The organism is Bacillus sp. Leaf49, from assembly GCF_001426125.1.
In the GTDB taxonomy this organism is placed as follows: domain Bacteria; phylum Bacillota; class Bacilli; order Bacillales; family Bacillaceae; genus Bacillus; species Bacillus altitudinis.
In genome coordinates this window covers 274,818-298,956 of record NZ_LMRK01000001.1, presented here as the reverse complement: position 1 = coordinate 298,956, position 24,139 = coordinate 274,818, and the positions used below count along the sequence as shown (strand labels likewise).

Genomic DNA, 24,139 nt, shown 5'->3' with positions numbered 1-24,139 from the left:
ATACGTTTCTCCAGCATTGGAGAAACGTATTTTTTTATGAGGCAGATGTTAATCGATCCACAATAAATTCGAGCTGACCTTCTAGTGACACAGGGTCATTAAAGAAGTAACCGACTGTATCTGTTTCAAATACACGTTTGTTTTGGACAGCAGGAAGTGATGCCCAGATGCTGCTTTTATACACTTGATCGCCATTACTTTTTGAACCACTCCATGGGCTTGTGAAAATATAATCACCTGCAAATTCTGGAAGCTTTTCAAGAGAAATGTTTGCATAACCGACACCACTGTCGATGGCTTCTTTTTGGACGGCCTTCGGAGCTTTTAATTTCAGCTCGTCATAAATGATTTCACCACCGCGTGCAAAAGTGTTACCGAAAATGTAAATGCCCTTATCGAATGGTGATACGATCGAAACGGTTTTGTTTCCTACAGCTTTTGTTACCTTTGGTTTCACTTCAGCAATTTTGGCATCCCATTTTGTGATCCAATCCGTTGCTTTTTTTGATGTGCCTGTCATTTTACCGAATTCTTTTAGCTGATCTTTAAACGAATATTGATTGTATTGAATGGCAACTGTAGGTGCAATTTTTTTGTATTGATCAAATTTCTCATCTTCTCCCCAAGCAATGATCATATCCGGCTTCAAAGAGGCTACTTTCTCAACAGAGGGAGATTTTCCAATATTTTTCACTCCATCTGTTTTTCCTTTATAGAAAGGGTTTTTAAAGATGGGCGCAGTGGCAGCAATTGGGGTTTTGCCGAGTGTGACGAGATCCCCGTAATAGCTTTCCGCCAGAAGCACAATTCGTTGTGGGTTTTGAGGCAGTTTCACTTCACCCTTTACATCTTGATAGGTGATCGTGTCATTTTTTTTGGCTCCTGATTCTTTATTGGAAGTGCTGCCGCAAGCAGCAGTAAAAATCATAAGGGTCATGAAGGAAATCAAAAGAAGTCCAGTTCGTTTTTTCACTAAAGTTCGCTCCTATTCAATTGTTTATGATAATGATTCTCATTCGCGATTATATCTTAACATGATAGAAGAAAAAATGCATCGGCTATTTTATGACCAAAATGAAAATGGTGAAATTCTCCCGGTTTTTTGATGAAAATAAAGAAATTTATTAGAACAAGGATTTCAAAACGTGAAGAAAGTGATATACTAGACTCCGAGATTGATAATCATTATCATTAATAACGAATAGATATGAACGGAAAGGAAGAGACTGGTTTTGGGCTCACAATCGAATAAACAGCTGTCAGCTAAAGATGATGCGATAGATATTGTGACAAAGCCTTTTGGTACAGCAGCTGTTGTCATCATAGGAATCATTGCTTTAGCATTTGGTCTTTTTTTATCAGTATCGCTAGGAGCGGCAAACATTCATTTACACACGGTATGGGAAGCCGTCTTTCATTTTGACTCACAACAAACCTCACATCAAATCATTAGGGAACTAAGGCTGCCGCGTACAGTTGGTGCCGCACTTGTCGGTGCCTTTTTAGCAGTATCGGGTGCCATCATGCAAGGCATGACAAGAAATGCGCTTGCGTCTCCTGAAATCATGGGTGTGACAAATGGCTCTGCATTTGCGATTGCCATTGCGTTTGCTTTTTTCCCAGGCCAATCTTCTTTTACATTAATTCTTTGGTCATTTTTGGGTGCAGCACTTGGCGCCTCTATTGTATTTGGGGTTGGAACCCTTTCAAAAGGGGGACTTACTCCTGTGAAGCTCGCATTAGCCGGTACGGCTGTTGGCGCACTTTTAAGCTCAATTTCCTCAGCGATTGCCATTCGATTTGACGTCGCGCAAGATATGAGTTTTTGGTACGCAGGCGGTGTGGCTGGTGTGAATTGGAGCAATATTAAGATCATCATTCCAGTTGCGGCTGTAGGACTGATCATCGCAATGATTCTTGCCCGCTCCATCACGGTTTTAAGCTTAGGTGATGAATTAGCAAAAGGGCTTGGACAATATACACGAACAGTCAAGGTACTTGGCATATTGGTCGTGATCCTTTTAACAGGTGCAGCCGTGTCAGTTGCAGGTTCTATTGGCTTTATCGGGCTTGTGATTCCTCATGTTACGCGTTTCTTGGTCGGCGTTGACTATCGCTGGATTATCCCTTGCTCAGCTATTTTAGGGGCTATTTTGCTCATTTATGCAGACATTGCGGCAAGGCTTGTCAATGCGCCGTTTGAAACGCCAGTTGGTGCCATTACAGCCATTATAGGCGTTCCTTTCTTCTTATATTTAGCGAGACGTGAAAGGAGCGGAATTTAAATGGAAATGGTGCAGCAGGCAAAGAAAAAGAAATACAAACGAACGATGGTCATGATCTTTTTAGCGATCGTGGCTGTGTTCCTGATTAGTTTAAATACCGGAGAGATACGGATTTCTCCGATGGATACATTCAAAACATTTTTTGGACTCGGAAGTGAAATGGATGAACTTGTATTATTCGAGTTCAGACTTCCGAGGATGGTCATCGCTTTACTTGTTGGCGCTTCTATCGCTGTATCAGGTGCCATTTGGCAAGGTGTTTCTCAAAATGGTTTAGCTGATCCCGGCATTCTAGGTGTAAATGCGGGTGCAGGTTTTGCGGTTGTTTTGTTTATCTTTGCCTTTCAGGGTTCGATGTCGAACTTAGGTGATTTTACGATATTTGTACTGCCGCTTTTCGCTTTCGCAGGGGCAGCCTTTGCTGCATTTCTCATTTATGTGCTAGCGTGGAAAAAGGGCATTACGCCTGTTCGATTGATTTTAACTGGTATTGGGATCAATGCTGCATTTTCGGCAGCGATTGTGGTTATTCAATTAAAGATGAGCCCAAATGATTTTAACCAAGCCATTGTGTGGCTGTCAGGAAGTATTTGGGGCTCAAGTTGGACATATGTCTTATCAGTCGTGCCGTGGATGCTGATTTTTCTTGTATTAGCGATGGTGAGGGCACGCTACTTAAATATCATGAATTTGGGTGATCAGATATCTTATGGCTTAGGGATTTCAGTTCATAAAGAAAGAAGTTTTCTCATGCTGATTGCAGTTGCATTAGCCGGTGCAAGTGTCGCTGTTGCAGGGAGTATATCGTTCCTAGGGTTAGCGGCACCACACCTCGCAAGAAAGCTAGTTGGACCGAAACATCAAGGGATGATACCGGCGTCCGCTATGATTGGTGCACTGCTGTTATTACTTGCAGATACACTTGGGCGTGTCATACTTGCTCCATCAGAGGTGCCCGTTGGACTTGTCGTTTCTGCCTTAGGCGCACCTTACTTCATTTACTTATTGATGAAAACGAACTAATGAGGAAGGAGAGTACAACAGATGAAATCACTTGAAACAGAAAAGCTTTGTATTGGCTATCATGACCGTTTGATTGTAGACGATTTAAATATCAGCATCCCAAAAGGCAAGGTGACGACATTAATTGGGCCGAATGGGTGCGGGAAGTCAACGATTTTAAAAACAATGTCTCGTATTATGAAGTCCCATCAAGGTGCTGTTTATTTAAATGGCCAGGCTATCCATCAAACACCAACAAAAGAAATTTCAAAACAAATGGCCATCTTACCGCAGACGCCTGAAGCACCAAGTGGTCTGACCGTTTATGAGCTTGTGTCATACGGACGTTTCCCGCATCAAAATGGATTTGGCCGTTTATCAAATGAGGACAAACGAATCATCAGATGGGCACTTGAGGAGACGGGAATGATTGCATTTCATGACCGGCCAATTGAAGCACTCTCCGGTGGACAGCGTCAGCGGGTATGGATTGCGATGGCACTCGCTCAGGAAACAGAGCTGCTTTTATTAGACGAACCAACGACGTATTTAGATCTTGCTCATCAGCTGGAGATCCTTCAGCTATTAGAACGCTTAAACAGAGAGCAGGGCAGAACGGTGCTGATGGTGATTCATGATCTGAATCATGCTGCACGCTTTTCACATTACATGATTGCCCTCAATCAAGGGAAAGTCATTAAAGATGGTACGCCTCATGAGGTCATGACAAAAGAGGTGCTCAGTCAGGTGTTCCACATCGATGCAGAAATTGTTCTTGATCCGAGAACGAATAAGCCGATCTGTTTAACATATGACTTAATGAATCATGAAAGAAAGCTTGAAGCTGTGAACGGATAATAGATGGACAAAAAACTCGGTATGTATGACCGGGTTTTTTTGCATTTTTTGATATTACCTTGTTATGCCATTTTCTCCAGTTGATCTTTTTTCGCTTTTATGCAGAAAAGAGGTACTTTTTTACTTTGGACAATGGTAATATACGGTTAGAGATCATAGCTAGAAAGGAAAGAGATGCGTGGAAACAGCAAAAATATTGATTGCAGATGACGAAGAAGCAATTGTAAAAATGGTTGAACGCGTATTAAAAAAAGAAGGGTTTCAACATATTTATAAAGCCTATCATGCAGATGAAGCATTAGATATTGTCAAAAACGAGGACATCCACCTCTTACTTCTAGATGTGATGATGCCCGGTAAGTCAGGCTTTGATGTTCTGCCTGAAATCAGGAAAATGACGAAGGCACCGATTTTCTATTTAACAGCAAGAACGTCTGATGTAGACAAATTGACTGGATTTGCACAAGGTGCAGACGATTACATCACAAAGCCATTTAATCCGTTAGAGCTAGTAGCTAGAATTAAGGCGCACTTAAACCGAACTTATATCTCCTTACAGGAGGAGCAGGAAGAAGCGCACAGTCAATATGAATATGCTCATTTCTCGTACCATCCTCATGCAGCCGAGTTGAAAGTAAGGGGAAAGGTGACAGCTTGCTCAGCTCAGCTTTTGTCCTTGCTGAAGTATTTTTGTGACCATCCGAATGTGGTACTTTCAAAAGATCAAATCTATGAGAAAGTATGGGGTGTTCCGTCATATGGTGACAACAACACCGTCATGGTTCATATCCGAAAGCTGAGAGAAAAGATAGAGTTAGATCCAAGTCAGCCTGAATATATTGTGACGATCCGTGGTATGGGCTATAAGTTCATTCCGCAACCTGTGAAGGTTCTTCAATAGTTTATGAATTTACGAACAAAACTTTTCTTTCACTTTGTCGGACAAATGTTTATTGTCATCGTCATTCTAACGATCGGGCAAACATTCTCTGAAAATCTTTATTTTCAAAAACGCTATGAGAATATGACTGAAACTGGTTTAACGAAGGCAGATGGAGATACACTCATGAGCTGGCTTTATTTTAACGAGGATGGAAAAATGGAAGCCGATGATCAGCTCAAACAAGCAGTGGAAAAACGTGATGGCTGGCTACAAGTGATTGATTCCAAAAAACGCAACGTCTATAGCTATCAACTCCCTAAAAACATTCCAACATCCTATCAAAAGGATGAAATGATCAAGATCTTTGAAAAAAGACAATTTAAAGATTACAAGATGTACTTCTGGCCAATTGAGATTGATCAAGAAAGCTTTATCGTCTTATATGGATTTAAAACGAACAGCACAAAGGTAGCCAATTATCTCAAGCAGCATGAAAAAAATCTGGCTGCATTGTCTCAATATTCAGTTGAAACAAAAGAATTTTTGAAAAGAATGAATGGATCGGTGCATCTGTTTAATGAAGAAGGAAAATACTTAAAAGGTATCCGAGCCAAAAATAATTTGAAAAATAACGTAACGGATGTTGAACTGCTCAAGTATCAATCAAAGCCTTGGGAGTTTAGAAGTGACCTGTCTTATATCAGAGTGAATAAAGATCTGTATATGATTGTTTCGGTGCCAAACAAAGTATACAGCCCAGACGAGCTTTATGATAAAGAGACAGAGGCTTTAAACCAATATACAACGCTTTTGATTGCAGGTCTTGCGCTTACGATTATTATCGTTATGACATTATGGTACTCGTATCGCTATGGGCTACCGATCTATCACATTATCCGCTGGCTGATTTTCTTATCAAGAAATAAATTGCAGGAGCCAACAAATAGAAAAGGTATTCCAGTAAGTAAAAATAAAAAGGGCCGTATTAAGCGGGAGTACCGGCTGTTTGAGGATATCCTCAAAACAATGGATCAGCTCACCAATACGTTAAAAGAGAATGAAGCAAACCGAAGAAAAATTCAAACCACAAGGGAAGAATGGATCGCAGGGCTGTCTCATGATCTAAAAACGCCTCTTAGCACGATTTACGGCTATGGATTAATGCTAGAATCAGATCAATACCAATGGTCCAAGGAAGAAGTCATGGAAATGGGACAAGTCATTCGTGAGAAATCAGAATACATGTCGACCTTGATTGAGGATTTAAACCTCACGTATCGATTGAAAAATGGTGCATTGCCTATTAATCGAAAACCTGTTGAGCTTGGTGAATTTTTAGCCTCCATTATGGACGAGTTTTCAAGAAGCACGCTTTCTGAAGATTATATGTCATCCTTTGAAGATCAAACAGAGGGTGTCATATTTGAGATCGATAAAGCCTGGTTTAGACGAGTCATTGAGAACCTGCTGGCAAACGCAGTGAAGCATAACCAGAAAGGTACTCTTATTCAAGCTGTTCTATCTGAAACAAATGATGAAGTTCGGATCGAAATGAAAGATAACGGACGCGGAATGGCGCAAGAAACGGTGGATCATTTATTTAATCGTTACTATAGAGGGACAAATACGAATGATCCAACAAATGGAACAGGATTAGGACTGGCGATTGCAAAAGAGCTTGTCTTGCTGCACGATGGCGATATTCAAGTAGAAAGTGAATTAGGTCAAGGAACAACTATTGCGATTATCCTAAAGAAAACACCATCTGTAAAATAGCCAAAAAACGATTTTCTTTTCTAAAGGAGATCGTTTTTTCTTGTTTTAGGATTGAAATCGATTTTGTAAACGATTACAATGAAATTGTTAACGTGAACAAATTGATTTTCATCATTATAAGAGATGGGGGAGTTTGATGAAAGCCTTTTTAGATGAGCAGTTTTTATTAAACAGTCAAACGGCGGAAAAGCTATACCATGAGTTTGCAAAGAACCTTCCGATTATTGATTACCATTGTCATTTAAGTCCAAAAGAAATCTATGAAAATAAAACGTTCCAAAATATAACCGAAGCATGGCTTTACGGAGATCATTACAAATGGCGCGCCATGAGAGCAAATGGGATACCTGAAACACATATCACAGGAGATGCCTCAGATTATGAGAAATTTTTAGCATGGGCGAAAACCGTTCCGATGACGATTGGAAATCCTCTCTATCACTGGACCCATCTAGAGCTAAGACGATATTTTGATGTCGAAGAACTGTTGAATGAAGAAAGCGCAGACATCATCTGGAAAAAAGTAAATGAAAAGTTGCAAGGAGATGGATTTGGTGCGAGAGATTTCATTGTGAAATCAAATGTTGAAACGGTTGTGACGACAGACGATCCGGTTGATTCGCTGATTTATCACCAACAACTGCGGGAAGAAGGCTTTTCTGTGCAAGTACTGCCAGGGTTTCGGCCAGATAAGGCATTAGATATCACAAATGACTTGTTTATCGAGTATGTTCAGCAGCTGGCGGAGGTTTCATCTATCAAGATCGAATCCTATCAAGACTTCATAAAAGCACTTCATATGCGAATCGATTTCTTTCATGAACAGGGCTGTTTGATTTCAGATCATGCCATCAACGAAATGACGTACGAAGACACGACGGAAGAAGAAGCTACGATCATTTTTCATAAAAGAATGTCTGGACATCCATTGACGGAAAAGGAGAAGGTTCAATTTAAAACGCACACATTCATTGAACTCGGTCAGGCATATGCTCAGCGGGGATGGGCGATGCAGCTTCATATCAATGCGCTCAGAAACAACAACTCGAAAATGTTTAAGCGACTTGGACCAGATACCGGATATGATGCAATGAATGATGAAGACATTGCAAAGCCTCTTTGCCGCGTATTAGATCGGTTAGAACAAGCACATGCATTGCCAAAAACCATCCTCTATTCCTTGAATCCAAGGGACAATGTGGTGATTTCAACAATAGCTGGAAGTTTTCAAGATGGAAAGACTCCTGGGAAAATGCAGCATGGAACAGCTTGGTGGTTTAATGATACAAAGCAGGGAATGACAGAGCAGATGATGGCACTTTCCAGTATCGGACTGATCAGCCGATTTATTGGGATGCTGACAGATTCACGAAGCTTCCTGTCTTACACAAGACATGAATATTTCCGTAGACTGTTATGTGACATCATTGGAGATTGGGTGGAAAAAGGTGAAGCGCCTAATGATCTCAATTTGCTAGGGGGAATGGTAAAAGGAATCAGCTATGAAAATGCAAAGCAGTATTTTCAATTTGAACGGGCAAATGAGCTTTCGCATAAAAGCAAGATGATATGAACAAAAAGCAAGAATATGAAAGCGTTTTTATGATAAGATGATAAAAAATCATAAAAGGCGGAATAGCATGACAGTCACAATCAAAGATATAGCAAAATTGGCAAACGTTTCTCATACCACAGTATCAAGGGCTTTGAATAACAGTCCTTTTATTAAAGAGAAAACAAAACAAAACATCTTGTCGATTGCAAAACAGCTGAATTACTCACCGAATGTCCATGCCAGAGGCCTTGTCTCGCAAAAATCATTTACAATTGGTCTGTTTTTTACGAGTTTAACAGAAGGCACATCCTCAAGTTTCTTTGTTGATGCATTAAAAGGCGTCAACAGTGTGATAACAGAAAACTATCATTTGGTTGTAAGAGGAATTGACGATTTTCACGATTACACAACCATTCATAAACAGCGGTATGATGGTATTTTGCTCATGAGCCAGAGCGAGCATGATGAAGCGTTTATCCATCATGTGAAAAAACAGGGAATTCCCATTATTGTACTGAATCGTCGTGTAGAAAGTAATCAAGTGATGAATATATTAGCGGATGATGGTGAAGGGGCATATCAAGCTGCACACTATTTCATTCAGCAGGGGCATAAACAAATTGCCATTATTGAAGGGAAAGAAGGGTTTAAATCCACACAGGAAAGAAAAGCTGGTTTTTTGCAAGCACTCATTGACCATCATGTACCCATGAAGAAAGAATACATGATCACAGGCGACTATCATATGAAGAGCGGCTATGAATCAATGGAAGCCTTACTCACTCTTGATGATCCGCCAACTGCCCTTTTTTGCTCAAACGATGACATGGCGATTGGTGCGATGAATGCATTGTTTGCAAAAGGTAAAAGGTGTCCTGATGATCTCTCTATTATCGGATTTGATGATATTTCATTTTCATCTTATACAACGCCTGCCCTCACAACAGTCAAAAAGCCAATTGGAAAAATGTGTGCGCTTGGAGCAGAAGCGATCCTTTCAGTCATCAACGGTGAAAAGCAAGAAGACGATCATCTGGAAAAAGTGTATGTCCACACAGAGCTGATGATTAGAGATTCAGTCAAAAAGATGCAGTAATCAGCATCTTTTAAATGAAAATGTTCACGTGTGCAAAAAATGCGGGGGAGGAAAAGCGTTTGAGACGATTATCCAAAGATGTGTACCCAGTGGCTGAATATCCTGAAACCATTCTACAAATTGGCGAAGGAAACTTTATGCGGGGATTTATGAATTGGCAGATCCAGAAGCTAAACGACTGTACAGATTTTAAAGGAAGAGCAGTGGTCGTTCCTCCTCGAAAAGGATCAGTGACCGCTCTAAATGAACAAGATGGTTTGTACACTTTATGTATTCAAGGATTTCATGACCAAAAAGAAATGAACGAACGGATCGTCATTCAATCCATCAGCAGGGGAATCAGCACATATACAGATTATGAAGCCTTTTTACATGTAGCGGAAAGTCCTAATGTGCGCTTTGTCTTTTCTAATACAACAGAGGCAGGACTTGTGTTAAGAAAAGAGGACCGATTAGAAGATCGGCCGCAAGTAAGTTTTCCAGGAAAGCTGACAGCCTTCTTGTATCACCGCTTCAAAGCTTTTTCTGGAGATGAGAAAAAGGGCTTGATCATTTTACCTTGTGAATTGATTGAACAAAACGGTGATCGATTAAGAGAATATGTGATCACAATGGCAGCTGAGTGGAATCTTCCGCCTGATTTTGTGGCTTGGGTCAAGGAAGCCAACACGTTCTGTAATACGTTAGTTGATCGGATTGTCCCAGGATTTTCTCAGGAAGCAGCGGAGACTGTTCAAAAAGAAGAGGGGTATATCGATGAATTGCTTGTCACAGCAGAATATTATCACCTGTTTGTCATTGAAGCACCTGCGTTTGTTCAAAAAGAGCTTCCTTTTCAAGAAGCAGGGTTAAACGTACTTTTTGTGGAAGATATCGCTCCCTATCGTATGAGCAAGGTTCGCATTTTAAACGGTGCGCATACAGCGATGGTGCCGATTGCATATTCATGTGGCTTGGATACTGTCAAAAAAGCGGTGGATGATGAGCATGTTGGTGTGTTCATTCGCCGCATGCTTGAGGAGGAAGTGCTGCCAGGTTTGCCACTTCCTGAAGAAGAGCTGCTGCTTTATACACAATCCGTTTGGGATCGATTCTGCAACCCTTTTGTCAAACATCAATTACTTGATATTGCCTTAAATGGTGTATCGAAATTTCGGGCGCGTATTCTCCCGTCTCTTCTAGATTATATAGAGCTAAAAAAACAGTTGCCTACGAAACTTATGTTCTCACTGAGCAGTTTGATTTATTTTTATCAAGTCCATGCAGATCAAATAAAGGATGATGAGTCTGTGATGACATTCATGAAGGAAGCATGGGAGGAAGTGGACCATTCCTATGAATCAATGGTCGATCGACTTCTTTCAAACGAAGTTTTATGGGGGATGGATTTGACGAAGATCGCAGGGCTGAAGGATGCAGTAGCCGAGCAGCTCACCTTCATACATGAAAATGGCATGAGAGCTGCTGTTCACCAAATTCTTCAATATGAAAGTCAGGGGGAGAAGGCATGAGAGACTTTGTTGTGATTCATCCTTCAGATAATGTTGGTATCGCTTTAAAAGTGCTTGAGCAAGGCGAAGAGCTTCAGCACCAAGGTCATACAATCATTTTAAAAGAAACCGTTGCTAAAGGTCATAAATTTGCATTGGTTGAGATTAAAGAAAAAGAGAATATCATCAAATATGGTTACCCCATTGGTCATGCAGCCACTAAGATTTCTGCTGGAGAATGGGTGCATACGCACAATATCAAAACGAATCTATCAGGTAAGCTCGATTACGAATACCGACCTTCTTTAACAGAAAACCCCTATGAAAAAACGAATCTGACATTCAAAGGGTATAAACGAAAAAATGGCGCAAGTGGTATACGAAATGAGCTTTGGATTGTCCCAACAGTTGGGTGTGTCAATGGCATTGCCGATCAAATCATTCAAATATTTACTGCTGAAATGGGGGGAAGCATCCATCCTTTTGAAACGGCGTTAGTATTAAAGCACAATTATGGATGCTCCCAACTTGGGGATGATCATGAAAACACAAAAACCATTCTTCAAAATGCCGTAAAGCACCCAAATGCTGGAGGGGTTCTCGTTCTAGGGCTTGGCTGTGAAAACAATGACATTGAGGATTTTCAGGCTACATTAGGGGAGTATGACCAGACGAGGGTGAAATTTTTAAGAAGCCAAGAAGTAGGGGATGAGATTGAGACAGGTGTCGCTTTGCTCAAGGAAATTTATGACGCAGCGAAAGAAGATCAGCGTGAAGACATTCCGTTATCTGAGCTGAAAATTGGCTTGAAATGCGGAGGATCAGATGGGTTTTCAGGCATTACCGCAAATCCACTTTTAGGTAGACTGTCCGATTTTATTGTGGCTCAAGGCGGAACCACCGTCTTAACAGAAGTACCGGAAATGTTCGGGGCTGAAACGATCTTAATGGAGAGAGCGGAATCAAAAGCGACATTCGACAATATTGTGCAGATGATCAATGATTTTAAACAATACTTTATGGATCATCGACAGCCAGTATATGAAAATCCTTCCCCGGGAAATAAAGCAGGAGGAATTTCGACATTAGAAGATAAATCTCTCGGCTGTACACAAAAAGCGGGTACTTCCGTTATAAAGGATGTTTTAACATACGGGGAGCTGCTAAAACGAAAAGGATTGAATTTATTAAGTGCGCCTGGGAATGATTTGGTTGCTTCATCTGCTCTCGCAGCGTCTGGCTGTCAGCTCGTCCTCTTTACAACAGGCAGAGGCACACCGTTTGGCACATTTGTTCCAACGATGAAGGTATCGACCAATACCGCTTTATATGAAACAAAAAAACATTGGATCGACTTTAATGCGGGGGAATTGCTTGAGGATGTATCAGAAGATGTGGTGCTAGAGAAGTTCATTGCCACGGTGATTGATGTGGCGAGTGGAAAGCTGTTAAATCATGAAAAAAACAATTTTAGAGAGTTGGCTATTTTTAAAACAGGTGTGACACTTTAAGGCGTCTGGGGGATGATGAAATGTCTAAAAAACGAAATTTGATGTATGTGACAGCAGGAACAGTACTAACAGGAATTGGACTCGCACGTTTAGCAAAGCAAGGGAAAAAAGACAAAGAAACAAATGGCATAGATCATGTGTTAAAGCAGATAAAAGCGCCAAAGTTCCCAGATCGTGAATTCAATGTCATTCATTACGGCGCGGATAACAAAGGGATAGAGCTTTCGACAAATGCTATTCAGTCTGCCATCGATGATGCACATCGTTTGAAAGGAGGGCGAGTGCTGATTCCTGAAGGGACATTTTTGACAGGCGCTCTAGAATTGAAAAGCAATGTAGAGCTTCATCTTCATGAAAACGCCTATGTGACCTTCAGCCAAGATACACGTCATTATCTTCCGCTTGTCCTAACAAGATATGAAGGAATTGAGCTTTATAATTATTCACCACTTATTTATGCCCATCATGCAGAAAACATCGCGATTACAGGAGCAGGCACGCTGGACGGGAGAGGGGATGAACACCACTGGTGGCCTTGGAAGTATGGAACAAATGGTCAGCCCTCTCAAGATCGGGATCGTCAGCTCCTTTTTGATATGGCTGAAAAAAGAATACCAGTGGAAGAAAGAGTGTTTGGCGAAGGACATTATTTAAGATCAAGCTTTATCCAGCCATACAATTGCCAAAACATTCTCATTGAAGGAGTGACAGTAAAGGATTCACCGATGTGGCAAGTCCATCCGGTGTTAAGTGAAAACGTCATCGTCCGCGGGGTGAATATCATCGGTCATGGCCCAAATACAGATGGTGTGAATCCAGAGTCGTGTCGACATGTGCTCATTGAAGATTGTTATTTTGATAATGGCGATGATTGTATTGCCATTAAATCGGGCAGAAATGAGGACGGCCGGAGAATCGGTGTTCCATCTGAAAACATCGTCATTCGTAGAAATACGATGCGTGATGGTCATGGCGGAGTAACGATCGGGAGTGAAATCTCTGGAGGCGTCAAGTATGTATATGCAGAGGATAATGTCATGGACAGTCCGAACCTCGACAGGGCATTGCGCATTAAGACCAACTCTGTCAGGGGCGGTACCATTGAACACATCTATTTTAAAAACAATCTAGTGAAAAGCTTAAAGCATGAGGTGGTCTGTATCGACATGATGTATGAGGAAGGGGATGCCGGTCCGCATAGGCCTGTAGTCCGTCATATTGAAGTAGAAGGGCTAAAAAGCAGCGGAGGGCGATATGGTGTCAAGATCGCCGCATACTCACATTCCCCGGTCACACACTTTAAAATGAAAGACTGTGTCATTGACGATGTCACGTACCCTTTTTCATTGGAACATGCAGTATCTCCTTCATTTCAGAAAGTTGTCATTAATGGTGAACATATCAACCAATAGCGGAAGTGAAAACAGCCACGTCAAAGGCTGTTTTTCTTTTATCAGGGCAAAAAAACGTATTGGCCGTCGCATATACAACCTATCTGCACTGTAGTATAATATTCCCGAAATTAGAAAAGAATTGACGAAAGAGATGACGTCAAGCAGTACATAAAGCAGGGGGTTTATTGATGAAGAAGTTAACTGGTATTTGGCTATCATTGTTACTAGTGATCGGTGTTTTAGCAGGGTGTGCAGGTGCGGAAACGGACCAAAAAACAAACAGTTCAAAGCCTAAAGAGACAGCGGCTGCCGCATTTCCTGTATCCATTAAAGATGCAGCTGGTAAAACAGTTGAAATCAAAGAACAGCCTAAACGAATTGTTTCGTTAATTCCAAGTAATACAGAGGTTGCCTATGCCCTTGGCCTTGGAGATAAAATCGTGGGTAGATCAGATTTTGACAACTATCCAAAGGAAGTAGAAAAGGTAGAGAAGATTGGCGGTCTTGATTTCAATGTAGAGAAGGTTATTTCCTTAAAGCCTGATCTTGTCTTAGCACATGCATCACAAATGAGCTCAAAAGACGGATTTAAACAGCTTGAAGATGCAGGTATTCAAGTGCTGACTGTCAATGATGCGGCTTCCTTCAAAGATGTTTATAAGTCTATCCATATGATTGGTGAAGCAACCGGCGTAAAAGAGGCATCAACGAAGCTTGTAGATGAGATGAAATCAAAACTGAATGACATCAAAAAACAAGCAGAATCCATCTCCAAAGACAAACAAAAAACAGTTTTTGTCGAAGTATCAGGTGCGCCTGAAATTTATACAACAGGTAAACAAACGTTTATGGACGAAATGTTGTCTGTCATTCATGCAAAAAATGCTGCTGGCGACCAAACAGGCTGGGTGCAAATGACGGAAGAATCAATTATTAAACGAAATCCTGATGCCATCGTTACGATTGATGGCGCAAGTTTAGCTGATCTGAAAAAAAGAGACGGCTGGAAGGCGATCAAAGCAGTCAAAGAAAAACAAGTCTTTCAATTGAATACGGATCTGGCATCACGACCGGGACCGCGATTGGTTGAAGGAGTGGAGGCTCTTGCGAAAAGCATCTATCCTGACACGTTCAAATAAAATCATCATCGCATACACAGCAAGTGCTTTACTTCTTGTGGTGAGCATTGGAATGGGAATCTCATTTGGCAGCTTAGGGATTCCCATTCCTTCTATACTTCGGATCTTTGTTCATGAAGTATTTGGAATCGAGGCCGGAACCATTGATGCAATTGACCGCAATATTATGATGAATATCCGGCTGCCGAGAGTGATATTAGCGGCGTTAGTCGGAGCAGCTCTGGCGTTATCTGGTGCAGCCTTTCAAGGTTTATTAAAAAATCCTCTCGCTGACCCTTATACACTTGGGGTATCTCAAGGGGCATCTGTGGGGGCTGTAGCCACATTGTTTTTCAGTTTGCAGTTTCCTTTGCTTGGCAGTTTTACACTGCCTTTTTTGAGTATGACAACAGCGCTTGTCACACTATGTCTCGTCCTCTTTTTTGCCCGTCTGGTTCACCGAGGAATGAGCATTTCTTCTTTAATTTTGACGGGGGTCATCTTCAGCTCTTTTTTAGGAGCGCTCATTTCATTAATGATTGCGTTAACAGGTGATGATTTAAAAGAGATTATTCATTGGCTTCTAGGCAGTGTGTCTATGAGAGGTTGGCGATATATTGCTCTTTTCCTTCCTTTTTTCCTCATTGGTACATTTGCACTCATCCTGATGGGAAGAGATTTAAATGTGATGACATATGGCGAAGAAAAGGCAAAACTGTTAGGGGTTCATGTGAAACGGAGCAAATATGTGGTGCTGCTTGCTGGTTCGATTTTGACTGGAAGTGCGGTGGCTGTGTCAGGAACGATCGGATTTGTAGGATTGGTGATTCCACATTTTATCCGTCTTTTATCCATTACGGATCATCGTCATTTGCTGCCTTTGTCGATGCTGAATGGTGCTTCTTTTCTCGTTTTAGCAGATGTGCTCTCCCGTACGATCATTGAACCGACTGAATTGCCTATTGGCATCATTACGGCGTTAATTGGTGCTCCTGTCTTTGGTATCATCCTCATCCGCAGATATAGAGGAGGGACGCATCTATGATTCAAGTGAAGGAAGTTAGAGGAGGATATGGTGTAAAAGAGGTCATTCACGGCGTGAGTTTTGAAGTGGAGCGAGGGGAATTCCTCGGCATCCTTGGTCCGAATGGGAGCGGTAAGACGACGCTACTTAAAATGATCGCAGGTATTTTAGCACCTGAGAGCGGCCAAGTAACACTAAGTGGCCATCCAGTTCAATCCTACCGGCCAAAGGCACTTGCGCAAAAATTGGCGGTTCTTCCCCAGAAGACCGATCAAGCCTTTTCATTTACAGTGGAAGAAACGGTCCAGTTTGGGCGTTATCCTTATCAGAAAGGGTGGCTACAATCTGTTACAAAAGAAGATATCGAGATTGTCAGCAAGGTGATGGACCAAACAGATATTGCTCAATTTAAGGATCAATCCATCCATGAGTTAAGCGGTGGAGAACAGCAGCGGGTTTACTTAGCTCAAGCGCTGGCTCAGTGCCCTGACTATTTATTGCTCGATGAACCAACCAGTTTTCTTGATTTAGCTTATCAAAAAGAGTTACTCGATTTGATTAAACAAGAGACGGTTTCCTCTAACTTAACGGTGATCGGTGTGTTTCATGATGTGAACATTGCCAGTTTGTATTGTGACCGTCTGCTTTTGCTGAATGAAGGAAAGACGGACATGCTGGGAGAACCGCATCATGTGTTGACCACCGAACGGGTGAACCGGGTGTATGAAACAGATGTAACACCTCTCCAACATCCACTGCGGGCAAACCCTCAGCTGGTAATTGAACCTGCGTCCATCTCTGAACATTCAAGGCTGAACTTAGCGGATGGGTGGAAAACATATGGCGCAAACGGAATGACATTTTCTACTCATCGGCCATTGCGCATCCTTTCATCACATGAGAAAAGCGGGGGTTTCTTTTGGACACGGTCCCTTGGAACGGGAACTGAAGCACTCCATGACATGCTGGATGATGAGGAAGGGAATTTATTTCTTGGTCAATCTGATGGGCCAAAGCAATACGCCGCTGAAGATGATGATGAAGATGTCCTTCTTTATGGGATGCATCAAGAAGGAGAGCTGTCCGTTTGGCTTGTGCTGAAAGGAACGATATCAGATGGTGCGTCTGTCCAGCTAATGGGCGAGCTGATGCACTTCATTAAACAAGAGACAAGTGTCCAGGTACATCATCTTTGTATCGCTGCTGCCAATGCAGAAGAAAAGGAGCATGCTGCTCATTTACATGAAAGAGTCAGACTGAAAGTGAAGCATCTTCTTCATACGTTAAATGTAATGAAAAAGTGAACCGGCTGGTTCACTTTTTTTGTTGAAAACATCAACATCTACTTATGTCACCCACTGAATATTTGAAAAAAACGAAAAATATGTTGCTAAATAAATCATATTACTTTTATAATAAGAATCATGAAAGCGTTTTAATAATTAATTGTTTAAAAATGCAACAATCGGAAGGGGAGGATCATTTGAACATTCAGGGAATCATTCCAGCTATTTTGACACCGCTTACAGAAGAAGAGTATTTTCATCCAGAAGTGACAAAGCAACTCATTGATCATTTAATCGACTCTGGTGTGCACGGCATCTTTGCTTTAGGGACAAACGGCGAATTTCATTTGTTTTCAGAGGAAGAAAAGCTTCAAATTGCTGAAACTGTTGTAAAGGCTGCGGGCGGCAGGGTGCCTGTATACATGGGAGCAGGCGAGAATAGTACTGAGGCAACCATTAAGCTTTCAAACAAGTTCGCAGATTTAGGCGTAGATGTCCTGTCGGTTATCACCCCTTATTTTGTTGCGCCATCACAAGAGGAACTGTATGAGCATTTTCGTCATATTTCAGAAAATGTGACCATCCCCATCTTGCTCTATAACATTCCGTCAAGAACAGGTGTGTCACTTGCGCCAGAGACGGTTGCAAGGCTCAGCGTCCTACCGAATGTGTTAGGTATTAAAGACAGTAGTGGAGATATTGCCAATATCAAAGCGTATCTCGATGTTACAAAGGATGAAGAGTTTGTCGTGCTTGCAGGAACGGATTCCCTCATTTTAGAGACATTGAAGCTAGGCGGAACAGGTGCAGTGGCGGCAACGGCAAATGTATTTCCAGAAACCGTCGTTGGCATTTATGAATCGTTTCAGCAAGGAAATCTTGACCAAAGTGAGCAATTTCAGCAGCAGCTGCAGCCGTTAAGAGCCACATTCACATTAGGAACGTTACCAGCACCTTTGAAAAAAGCAGCTGAACTTTCGGGGATTCCTGTAGGTCCGCCAAAAAGCCCGGTCAAAGCATTATCCGGCGAAGCTTTAGAAGCTGTGGTGAACATGATGGAGAATTATCGGATACAAGCAAAAGCAGCAAAGGAGTCGTGAAGAGATGACAATATCACAATATCACTTTCAAACGGCATCACACATTGTTTCTGGCGCTCACTCTCTAGAGCTCCTTGGGGAGAAGCTAGAGCTATTAGGACTTAGCAAGTTGAGATCCATTTTTATTTTAACGCAGCCATCCATCGTATCTCTTGGTTACGCAGATCAAATCAAAACAGAACTTGCGAAAAAAGGGATTGCGAGTGAGATCAGCACAGAGATTAAGCCTGAACCAACGGAAGAAAATATCGAGGACGTCTTCCAGACATTTTTAAAAGGGGAGCATGAAGCCGTTATTGGGATTGGTGGCGGGAGTGTGCTGGATGCGGCCAAAATATTAGCCGTTCTAAAGACGAATGATCAGCCAATTTCTGATCTCGTTGGCACGAACCTTGTTAAAAAAAGAGGAGTTCCAACGATTCTCATTCCAACAACCTCAGGTACGGGATCAGAAGTGACACCAAACGCGATTGTTACCTTTCCGGAAAAAGAATTAAAAATTGGCATGGTCAGCCCATACCTTTTGCCTGATCTTGTGATCTTAGATCCCTCACTGACACTCAAATTGCCAAAAGCCATTACCGCAGCTACAGGGATGGATGCGTTTACGCATGCGCTTGAATCGTATATTTCAAATAAAGCCAATCCATTTAGTGATATGTTTGCACTCGAATCGATGAGGCTCATTTCAGGAAGTATTCAGGAGGCCTATCATCACGGGGATAACATGAAGGCAAGGGAAGATATGCTGATTGGTGCCATGTATGGGGGAATGGCGCTCACAAGTGCCGGAACTGCTGCGGTTCATGCAATGGCTTATCCGTTAGGGGGGAAATACAAAATTTCACACGGTGTCGCTAATTCCATGCTGCTTCCTCATGTCACGGCGTTTAATGCAGATCATATCAAAGATCGACTTGAAGATATTGCTAGAGTGATAGGGATCGAAGAGAAAGGCTCAAAGCATACGCTTGCGGAGCAAGTGATTCGTCAAATTGAAGAGTGGACAGCGGATTTACACATTCCTCAACAACTCAAAGCCTTCGGTGTGTCAAAAGAAGATGTACCGGCACTTGCTGAAGCTGCTTCAGAGGTGAAGAGATTAATGGATAACAACCCGAAGCCGATGTCTGTCTCTGATATTGAACAGGTCTACATGAAACTGCTCCACGTTTAACACTTCATACGTCACTGGGATGGGACATGAGAAGTTGCTTCATACGGCTTGCACACAAAGGGGGATTTTAAGTGAATGTCTTAAGTAGTTCTGTCATCACATTTATTTTAATCGTCATTATTCTCTATATTCTGTTTACGACCTGGCTGACGATGCGTTTCCGTAGTAAGTCTAACTCAGAATTTAACAATGCCGCTAAGTCACTTCCAGCTATTGTGGTCGGTATTTTGTTAATGAGTGAATTCATTGGGACGAAGTCAACTGTCGGAACAGCTGAATCTGCTTTTACACACGGACTTTCCGCTTCATGGTCTGTTATCACAGTTGCTATTGCTTTTTTTATTTTTTCCTTTTTCTTAGTGGGAAAGTTTTATCGAACAGGACAATACACGATTTCAGGTATTATTGATCAAAAATTTGGGAAATCAACAAAGCTTGTTGTCTCTGTCATTATGATTGCAGCCCTGCTCTTGGTGAATCTAGGAAACTATTTAAGTGGTTCAGCTGCCATTGCATCCATTCTTGGTCTTCCTTTAATGACCTGTGCCATCATCACGGCGGTTGTGAGTACATTTTATTTTACTTTCGGAGGAATGAAGGGGGTTGCATGGGTCACGATCCTTCATTCAATTGTGAAGTATGCGGGGATTTTGATTACACTAGGGGTAGCCCTTTATTTAACAAAAGGCTTTGAGCCAATGAAACAAACATTACCCGACCATTTCTTTACATGGGATGGGACAATCGGTTGGGGAACGATTGGAGCTTGGTTTATAGGAAACATGGGGGCCATTTTTGCGACGCAGTTTATCATTCAAGCGATCACCTCGTCGAAAAGTGAGCGAGAAGCGAAAAAATCGACCCTGTATGCAGCACTCCTTTGTTTGCCGCTTGCCATTGCGATCGGGATCATCGGTGTCGCAGCCCGTTATTTATATCCAGACATTGATCCTATTTATGCTTTCCCTGTCTTTTTACAGCATATGAATCCGATTTTGAGCGCTATTGTGGCAACATCGCTTGTCGCATCCATTTTTGTTGGTGTCTCGACGGTTGCACTTGCTACAACCACGTTGATTATTGATGACTTTTATGTACCGAAAAAGAAACCATCACCAGAGCAGCGTATGAAGGTGACTCGGTATGTAGCCGTCATGGTTGGGATTGTGCCGCTTGTGGGGGTCGCACTTGCACCAGAGTTGCTGTCACTTTCCTTTTTTACACGAGCACTTCGAACATCGATTGCAGTTGTAGCAGCAATGGGCTTTTACTTGCCATACTTTAATTCAAATAGAGGAGCAACCATTGGTCTTGCCGCTTCAGGCATCGCCACGACGGTGTGGTATTTACTCGATAATCCATTTGGAATCGATAATATGTATGTGGCCATTATCATTCCTTTCCTAGTTCTGGTGATGGATCGATGGATCAGCCCGCCAGCTAAAAAGGATCAATCACTGAAAGGAGAATTATGATGACAAATGAAGACATCATGATCAAAATAGATGGAAAATTGCGACAAAATGAACAAGACGCAGCTAGAAAAGAAGCCTTTTTACCAACAGATTGCGTGCAAAACCATGCGGCTAATCTCATCGAACTGGATAATGGAGATTTGCTGTGTGTATGGTTTGGCGGTACGCAAGAAGGAATTCCTGATATCTCTATCTATATGTCAAGGCTCAAGCAAGGAAGTAATCAATGGACGAAAACTGTGAAGCTGTCTGATGATTCTACAAGATCTGAACAAAATCCAGTTCTTTTTCAAGAGAAAGATGGCAGGCTGTGGCTGCTTTATACAGCACAACTTTCTGGCAATCAAGATACAGCTCTTGTGAGATATCGTTTATCGGAGGATAGAGGAGAGACTTGGGGAGAGATTGGTACTTTATTTGATCAGCCGGGGACGTTTATACGACAGCCTATTGTTGTATTGGATAATGATGATTGGCTCCTTCCGGTGTTCTATTGTAAAACGATTCCTGGCGTAAAATGGACAGGAAACCGTGATGTCAGTGCTGTGAAGATTTCCTCAGATCAAGGGAAGACCTGGGAAGAGGTCACTGTGCCCAACAGTACTGGCTGTGTTCATATGAATATCGGAAAATGTGCGGATGGTTCCCTGCTTGCCCTCTTTAGAAGCCGGTTTGCTGATTCGATTTATATGAGCCGTTCAGTGGATCATGGACGGACATGGTCTGAGCCAAGAGCAACAGAGCTGCCAAACAATAACTCATCCATTCAATTTACGGTGCTCCATAATGGTCATCTTGCCCTCGTTTATAACCATATCAACGCGGATGATCAAACAGAAAGAAGAGCGTCCTTGTATGATGAAATTGAGGATGAAGGCGATACACGAACGGCTGTTGATACAGAGGCGCGTCCAGCCTTTTGGGGAACACCGCGTGCGCCAATGACACTTGCCATCTCGACGGATGACGGTGCGACATGGCCCGTCAGACGTAACCTTGAAATTGGTGATGGCTACGCCATGACAAACAACTCAAAGGACAAATTGAATCGAGAATATTCCTATCCATCCATCATAGAAGGAAAAGATGGGAGCCTGCACATTGCGTTTACTTTTTACCGGCAAGCCATCAAGTATGTGTGTGTGAAAGAAGAATGGATGCATCATACGTCTTAACCGCAAGGGATCAGTGTTTCCGTGAATTGTAACCCTCATTTTCTTCATTTATAATTGATGTTTGGAGGGTTGTCTCAATTTGCTAACATTTGGACTCCCTCAACGTATGTCTCACGATGAAGAGATAAAAAATGGGGGTCCTTTTCATGAATATAAAAGTATTAGGTATTGCGCCGTATAAAGGATTAGGCGATGTATTAATCGACCTTGCCAAAGAAGAAAAAAGCATCACATTCCAGCTTGAAGTCGGAGATCTTAGGTCTGGTGTTGCACTGGCAGAACAGGCCGAGGCTCAAGGAATGGATATTATTATGAGCCGCGGGGGGACAGCTGCGCTTATTCAAAAACACGTCAACATTCCAGTGGTGGATATCCCTGTGTCAGGCTACGACTTGCTTCGTGCCCTCACGCTGATTAAAGATTACCAAGGGAAAAAAGCAGTAGTTGGATTTGAAAATATTACACATGGTGTACGCACCATCGGAGAGTTATACGGGATCAAAATTGATATTTATACGATACAGCAAGAGGAAGAAGTGTGGGATCTTTTACAGCAGTTACAGGAGCAAGGGACACAGGTTGTACTGGGTGATGTGATTACAGATAAAGCGGCCAAGGAGCTGGGGATGCAAAGCATGCTCATTACCTCAGGACGTGAATCTGTCAAAGAAGCGTTTCATCAAGCAAAACAAATGTACCGTTTATATAAAGAGGCGACAGCTGAGCAGCGCCTCTTTCGTGAAATGATTGACCAAGAGTCAAAAGGGATGCTGATCATTGATCAACACAATCAGCTTTATTTTATCAATCAGCAAATGAAAGAATGGACAGAAAAAGGGTTATTTGCACCGTTTACGTCTCATGTTGATGTGATGGATTGGTGCCCGGCGCTTGAACCAGCAGTAAAAGCAGTTCGAGAAGGAAAACAAAATGGATATTCTCAAATCTCCTTTCAGCAGCAAGTGTGGCATGTCAAAGGAAGCTTATTATCTAAAGGTGAGCTGCTTTTGACGATTGAGAAGCCTTCTGCTGTGATTAATAGGGAGGGGCAGCGTATATGGACGCTGGCTGCACCTGTTCATTCAGCACATCCATTTGCTCTTTTTACTGAGCAGAGTTCAAATATGAAAGATGTGATTAAAAGGGCAAAGGCGTTCAGCCAAACAGATCGATCGATTTGTCTCTATGGTGAACAAGGAACTGGTAAATCAAGCCTTGCTTTTGCTATTCATCAAATGAGCGAGAGGAAAAATGAGAGCTTTATGACGGTGCATTGCAGCCGTTTGGCTGAATTAGATGATGTAAACATAATTCCGGTGCATCAAAAAGGGACGATCTTTCTGAAGGATATTGATCGTGTCCCAATGGCTATGCAGCCCATCATGGCCGAGCAGCTTAGTCATCATCAGCAGAACATTCGCTGGATGGCTGCATCTACAGTTGATTTGTTCAAATTGATGCAATCTGGGGCGTTTCATGAAGACCTATACACGTGTTTGCAGGAGCTCGTCATTCATGTCCCGCCGTTATCTGAACGGGCAGAAGATATTGAGGATATGAGCCGGTTATTTATAGCTGAATTAAATTCTCTTTATGGGACGCAGGTTGTTGGGCTGTCAGCAGATGTGATTGCAGCCTTTCAAAACGAGCGATTTAGAGAAAATGTCCGGCAGTTCAAGCGGATTATGGAGGAACTGGTGCTGACAACAAAAAGTGGATATATCACGTTGAGTAAAGCAAAGCCGACAATTGAGCAACTTGCTTCTGAGAATGAAGAAAAACAGCTGTCCAGCTATTTACATGGCACGCTTGACGAGATTGAAAGACGAATCATTCGGACGGTACTGGAAGAAGAAAATATGAATCAATCAAAAGCAGCAAAGCGGCTGAATATTAACCGCACGACGCTGTGGAGAAAGTTAAAGGAATAATAT

General features: G+C 42.1%; 19 protein-coding genes. 18 read left to right on the top strand and 1 reads right to left on the bottom strand.

Features of this window, described 5'->3' with window-relative positions; translation table 11 throughout:
* Positions 1 to 34 precede the first annotated feature (34 nt).
* Positions 35 to 973, bottom strand: coding sequence for an ABC transporter substrate-binding protein (locus tag ASG46_RS01640; RefSeq protein ID WP_025207967.1), 939 nt, complete (start codon positions 971 to 973; stop codon positions 35 to 37).
* Positions 974 to 1,232: 259 nt separating this feature from the next.
* On the opposite strand from ASG46_RS01640, the gene ASG46_RS01635 reads away from it, so the two are divergent.
* The 18 genes from ASG46_RS01635 (at position 1,233) to ASG46_RS01550 (ending at position 24,136) form a co-directional block, all read left to right on the top strand.
* Entirely contained in the window at positions 1,233 to 2,285 is a 1,053-nt protein-coding gene (locus ASG46_RS01635; RefSeq protein WP_008347113.1) for a FecCD family ABC transporter permease, read from the top strand.
* Positions 2,286 to 3,308, top strand: a complete 1,023-nt coding sequence (locus tag ASG46_RS01630) for a FecCD family ABC transporter permease (RefSeq protein WP_007500263.1) — start codon at positions 2,286 to 2,288, stop codon at positions 3,306 to 3,308.
* A gap of 21 nt (positions 3,309 to 3,329) precedes the next feature.
* The gene (locus ASG46_RS01625) at positions 3,330 to 4,145 is read left to right on the top strand and encodes an ABC transporter ATP-binding protein (RefSeq protein ID WP_017368048.1); all 816 of its coding nucleotides are present in this window, start codon (positions 3,330 to 3,332) and stop codon (positions 4,143 to 4,145) included.
* Positions 4,146 to 4,323: 178 nt separating this feature from the next.
* The gene (locus ASG46_RS01620) at positions 4,324 to 5,046 is read left to right on the top strand and encodes a response regulator transcription factor (RefSeq protein WP_024719803.1); all 723 of its coding nucleotides are present in this window, start codon (positions 4,324 to 4,326) and stop codon (positions 5,044 to 5,046) included.
* Positions 5,047 to 5,049: 3 nt separating this feature from the next.
* A complete protein-coding gene (locus ASG46_RS01615; protein WP_045034584.1) occupies positions 5,050 to 6,804 on the top strand; it encodes a HAMP domain-containing sensor histidine kinase in 1,755 nt (584 codons plus the stop codon).
* 136 nt (positions 6,805 to 6,940) lie between these two features.
* Entirely contained in the window at positions 6,941 to 8,377 is a 1,437-nt protein-coding gene (gene uxaC, locus ASG46_RS01610) for a glucuronate isomerase (protein WP_056702723.1), read from the top strand.
* A 67-nt stretch (positions 8,378 to 8,444) separates the two neighbouring features.
* Entirely contained in the window at positions 8,445 to 9,455 is a 1,011-nt protein-coding gene (locus ASG46_RS01605; protein WP_056702721.1) for a LacI family DNA-binding transcriptional regulator, read from the top strand.
* Between the two features lie 59 nt (positions 9,456 to 9,514).
* Positions 9,515 to 10,966: a tagaturonate reductase gene (locus ASG46_RS01600; protein ID WP_046344462.1), complete on the top strand. Its 1,452-nt coding sequence runs from the start codon at positions 9,515 to 9,517 to the stop codon at positions 10,964 to 10,966.
* The gene (locus ASG46_RS01595; protein WP_046527686.1) at positions 10,963 to 12,456 is read left to right on the top strand and encodes a UxaA family hydrolase; all 1,494 of its coding nucleotides are present in this window, start codon (positions 10,963 to 10,965) and stop codon (positions 12,454 to 12,456) included. The genes ASG46_RS01600 and ASG46_RS01595 overlap by 4 nt, the downstream gene beginning before the upstream one ends.
* 20 nt (positions 12,457 to 12,476) lie before the next feature.
* A complete protein-coding gene (locus ASG46_RS01590; protein ID WP_056702718.1) occupies positions 12,477 to 13,868 on the top strand; it encodes a glycoside hydrolase family 28 protein in 1,392 nt (463 codons plus the stop codon).
* Between the two features lie 170 nt (positions 13,869 to 14,038).
* Positions 14,039 to 14,989 carry an ABC transporter substrate-binding protein gene (locus tag ASG46_RS01585; protein WP_008347105.1) on the top strand — a complete coding sequence of 317 codons (951 nt, stop codon included), beginning with the start codon at positions 14,039 to 14,041 and terminating at the stop codon, positions 14,987 to 14,989.
* Positions 14,955 to 16,013, top strand: a complete 1,059-nt coding sequence (locus ASG46_RS01580; RefSeq protein ID WP_019743893.1) for a FecCD family ABC transporter permease — start codon at positions 14,955 to 14,957, stop codon at positions 16,011 to 16,013. The genes ASG46_RS01585 and ASG46_RS01580 overlap by 35 nt, the downstream gene beginning before the upstream one ends.
* Positions 16,010 to 17,296: a heme ABC transporter ATP-binding protein gene (locus tag ASG46_RS01575; protein WP_056702715.1), complete on the top strand. Its 1,287-nt coding sequence runs from the start codon at positions 16,010 to 16,012 to the stop codon at positions 17,294 to 17,296. The genes ASG46_RS01580 and ASG46_RS01575 overlap by 4 nt, the downstream gene beginning before the upstream one ends.
* A gap of 179 nt (positions 17,297 to 17,475) precedes the next feature.
* On the top strand, positions 17,476 to 18,378 hold the full coding sequence (gene dapA, locus ASG46_RS01570; protein ID WP_019743891.1) for a 4-hydroxy-tetrahydrodipicolinate synthase: 903 nt from the start codon (positions 17,476 to 17,478) through the stop codon (positions 18,376 to 18,378).
* A 4-nt stretch (positions 18,379 to 18,382) separates the two neighbouring features.
* Complete coding sequence (locus ASG46_RS01565; protein WP_048003205.1) at positions 18,383 to 19,555, top strand: iron-containing alcohol dehydrogenase; 1,173 nt, start codon at positions 18,383 to 18,385, stop codon at positions 19,553 to 19,555.
* A gap of 71 nt (positions 19,556 to 19,626) precedes the next feature.
* Complete coding sequence (locus ASG46_RS01560) at positions 19,627 to 21,030, top strand: sodium:solute symporter family protein (RefSeq protein WP_025207958.1); 1,404 nt, start codon at positions 19,627 to 19,629, stop codon at positions 21,028 to 21,030.
* Positions 21,030 to 22,205: a sialidase family protein gene (locus ASG46_RS01555; RefSeq protein ID WP_056702712.1), complete on the top strand. Its 1,176-nt coding sequence runs from the start codon at positions 21,030 to 21,032 to the stop codon at positions 22,203 to 22,205. The genes ASG46_RS01560 and ASG46_RS01555 overlap by 1 nt, the downstream gene beginning before the upstream one ends.
* Positions 22,206 to 22,351: 146 nt before the next feature.
* Positions 22,352 to 24,136, top strand: a complete 1,785-nt coding sequence (locus tag ASG46_RS01550) for a sigma-54-dependent Fis family transcriptional regulator (protein WP_176544688.1) — start codon at positions 22,352 to 22,354, stop codon at positions 24,134 to 24,136.
* The last annotated feature ends 3 nt before the right edge of the window (positions 24,137 to 24,139 follow it).

Bases quoted from the DNA above. Each gene is read 5' to 3' on its own strand.
- ASG46_RS01575 (WP_056702715.1), top strand. From the start codon at position 16,010: ATGATTCAAGTGAAGGAAGTTAGAGGAGGATATGGTGTAAAAGAGGTC.
- ASG46_RS01595 (WP_046527686.1), top strand. From the start codon at position 10,963: ATGAGAGACTTTGTTGTGATTCATCCTTCAGATAATGTTGGTATCGCT.
- ASG46_RS01615 (WP_045034584.1), top strand. From the start codon at position 5,050: ATGAATTTACGAACAAAACTTTTCTTTCACTTTGTCGGACAAATGTTT.
- ASG46_RS01625 (WP_017368048.1), top strand. From the start codon at position 3,330: ATGAAATCACTTGAAACAGAAAAGCTTTGTATTGGCTATCATGACCGT.
- ASG46_RS01590 (WP_056702718.1), top strand. From the start codon at position 12,477: ATGTCTAAAAAACGAAATTTGATGTATGTGACAGCAGGAACAGTACTA.
- ASG46_RS01585 (WP_008347105.1), top strand. From the start codon at position 14,039: ATGAAGAAGTTAACTGGTATTTGGCTATCATTGTTACTAGTGATCGGT.
- ASG46_RS01550 (WP_176544688.1), top strand. From the start codon at position 22,352: ATGAATATAAAAGTATTAGGTATTGCGCCGTATAAAGGATTAGGCGAT.
- uxaC (WP_056702723.1), top strand. From the start codon at position 6,941: ATGAAAGCCTTTTTAGATGAGCAGTTTTTATTAAACAGTCAAACGGCG.
- ASG46_RS01630 (WP_007500263.1), top strand. From the start codon at position 2,286: ATGGAAATGGTGCAGCAGGCAAAGAAAAAGAAATACAAACGAACGATG.
- ASG46_RS01605 (WP_056702721.1), top strand. From the start codon at position 8,445: ATGACAGTCACAATCAAAGATATAGCAAAATTGGCAAACGTTTCTCAT.
- ASG46_RS01565 (WP_048003205.1), top strand. From the start codon at position 18,383: ATGACAATATCACAATATCACTTTCAAACGGCATCACACATTGTTTCT.
- ASG46_RS01555 (WP_056702712.1), top strand. From the start codon at position 21,030: ATGACAAATGAAGACATCATGATCAAAATAGATGGAAAATTGCGACAA.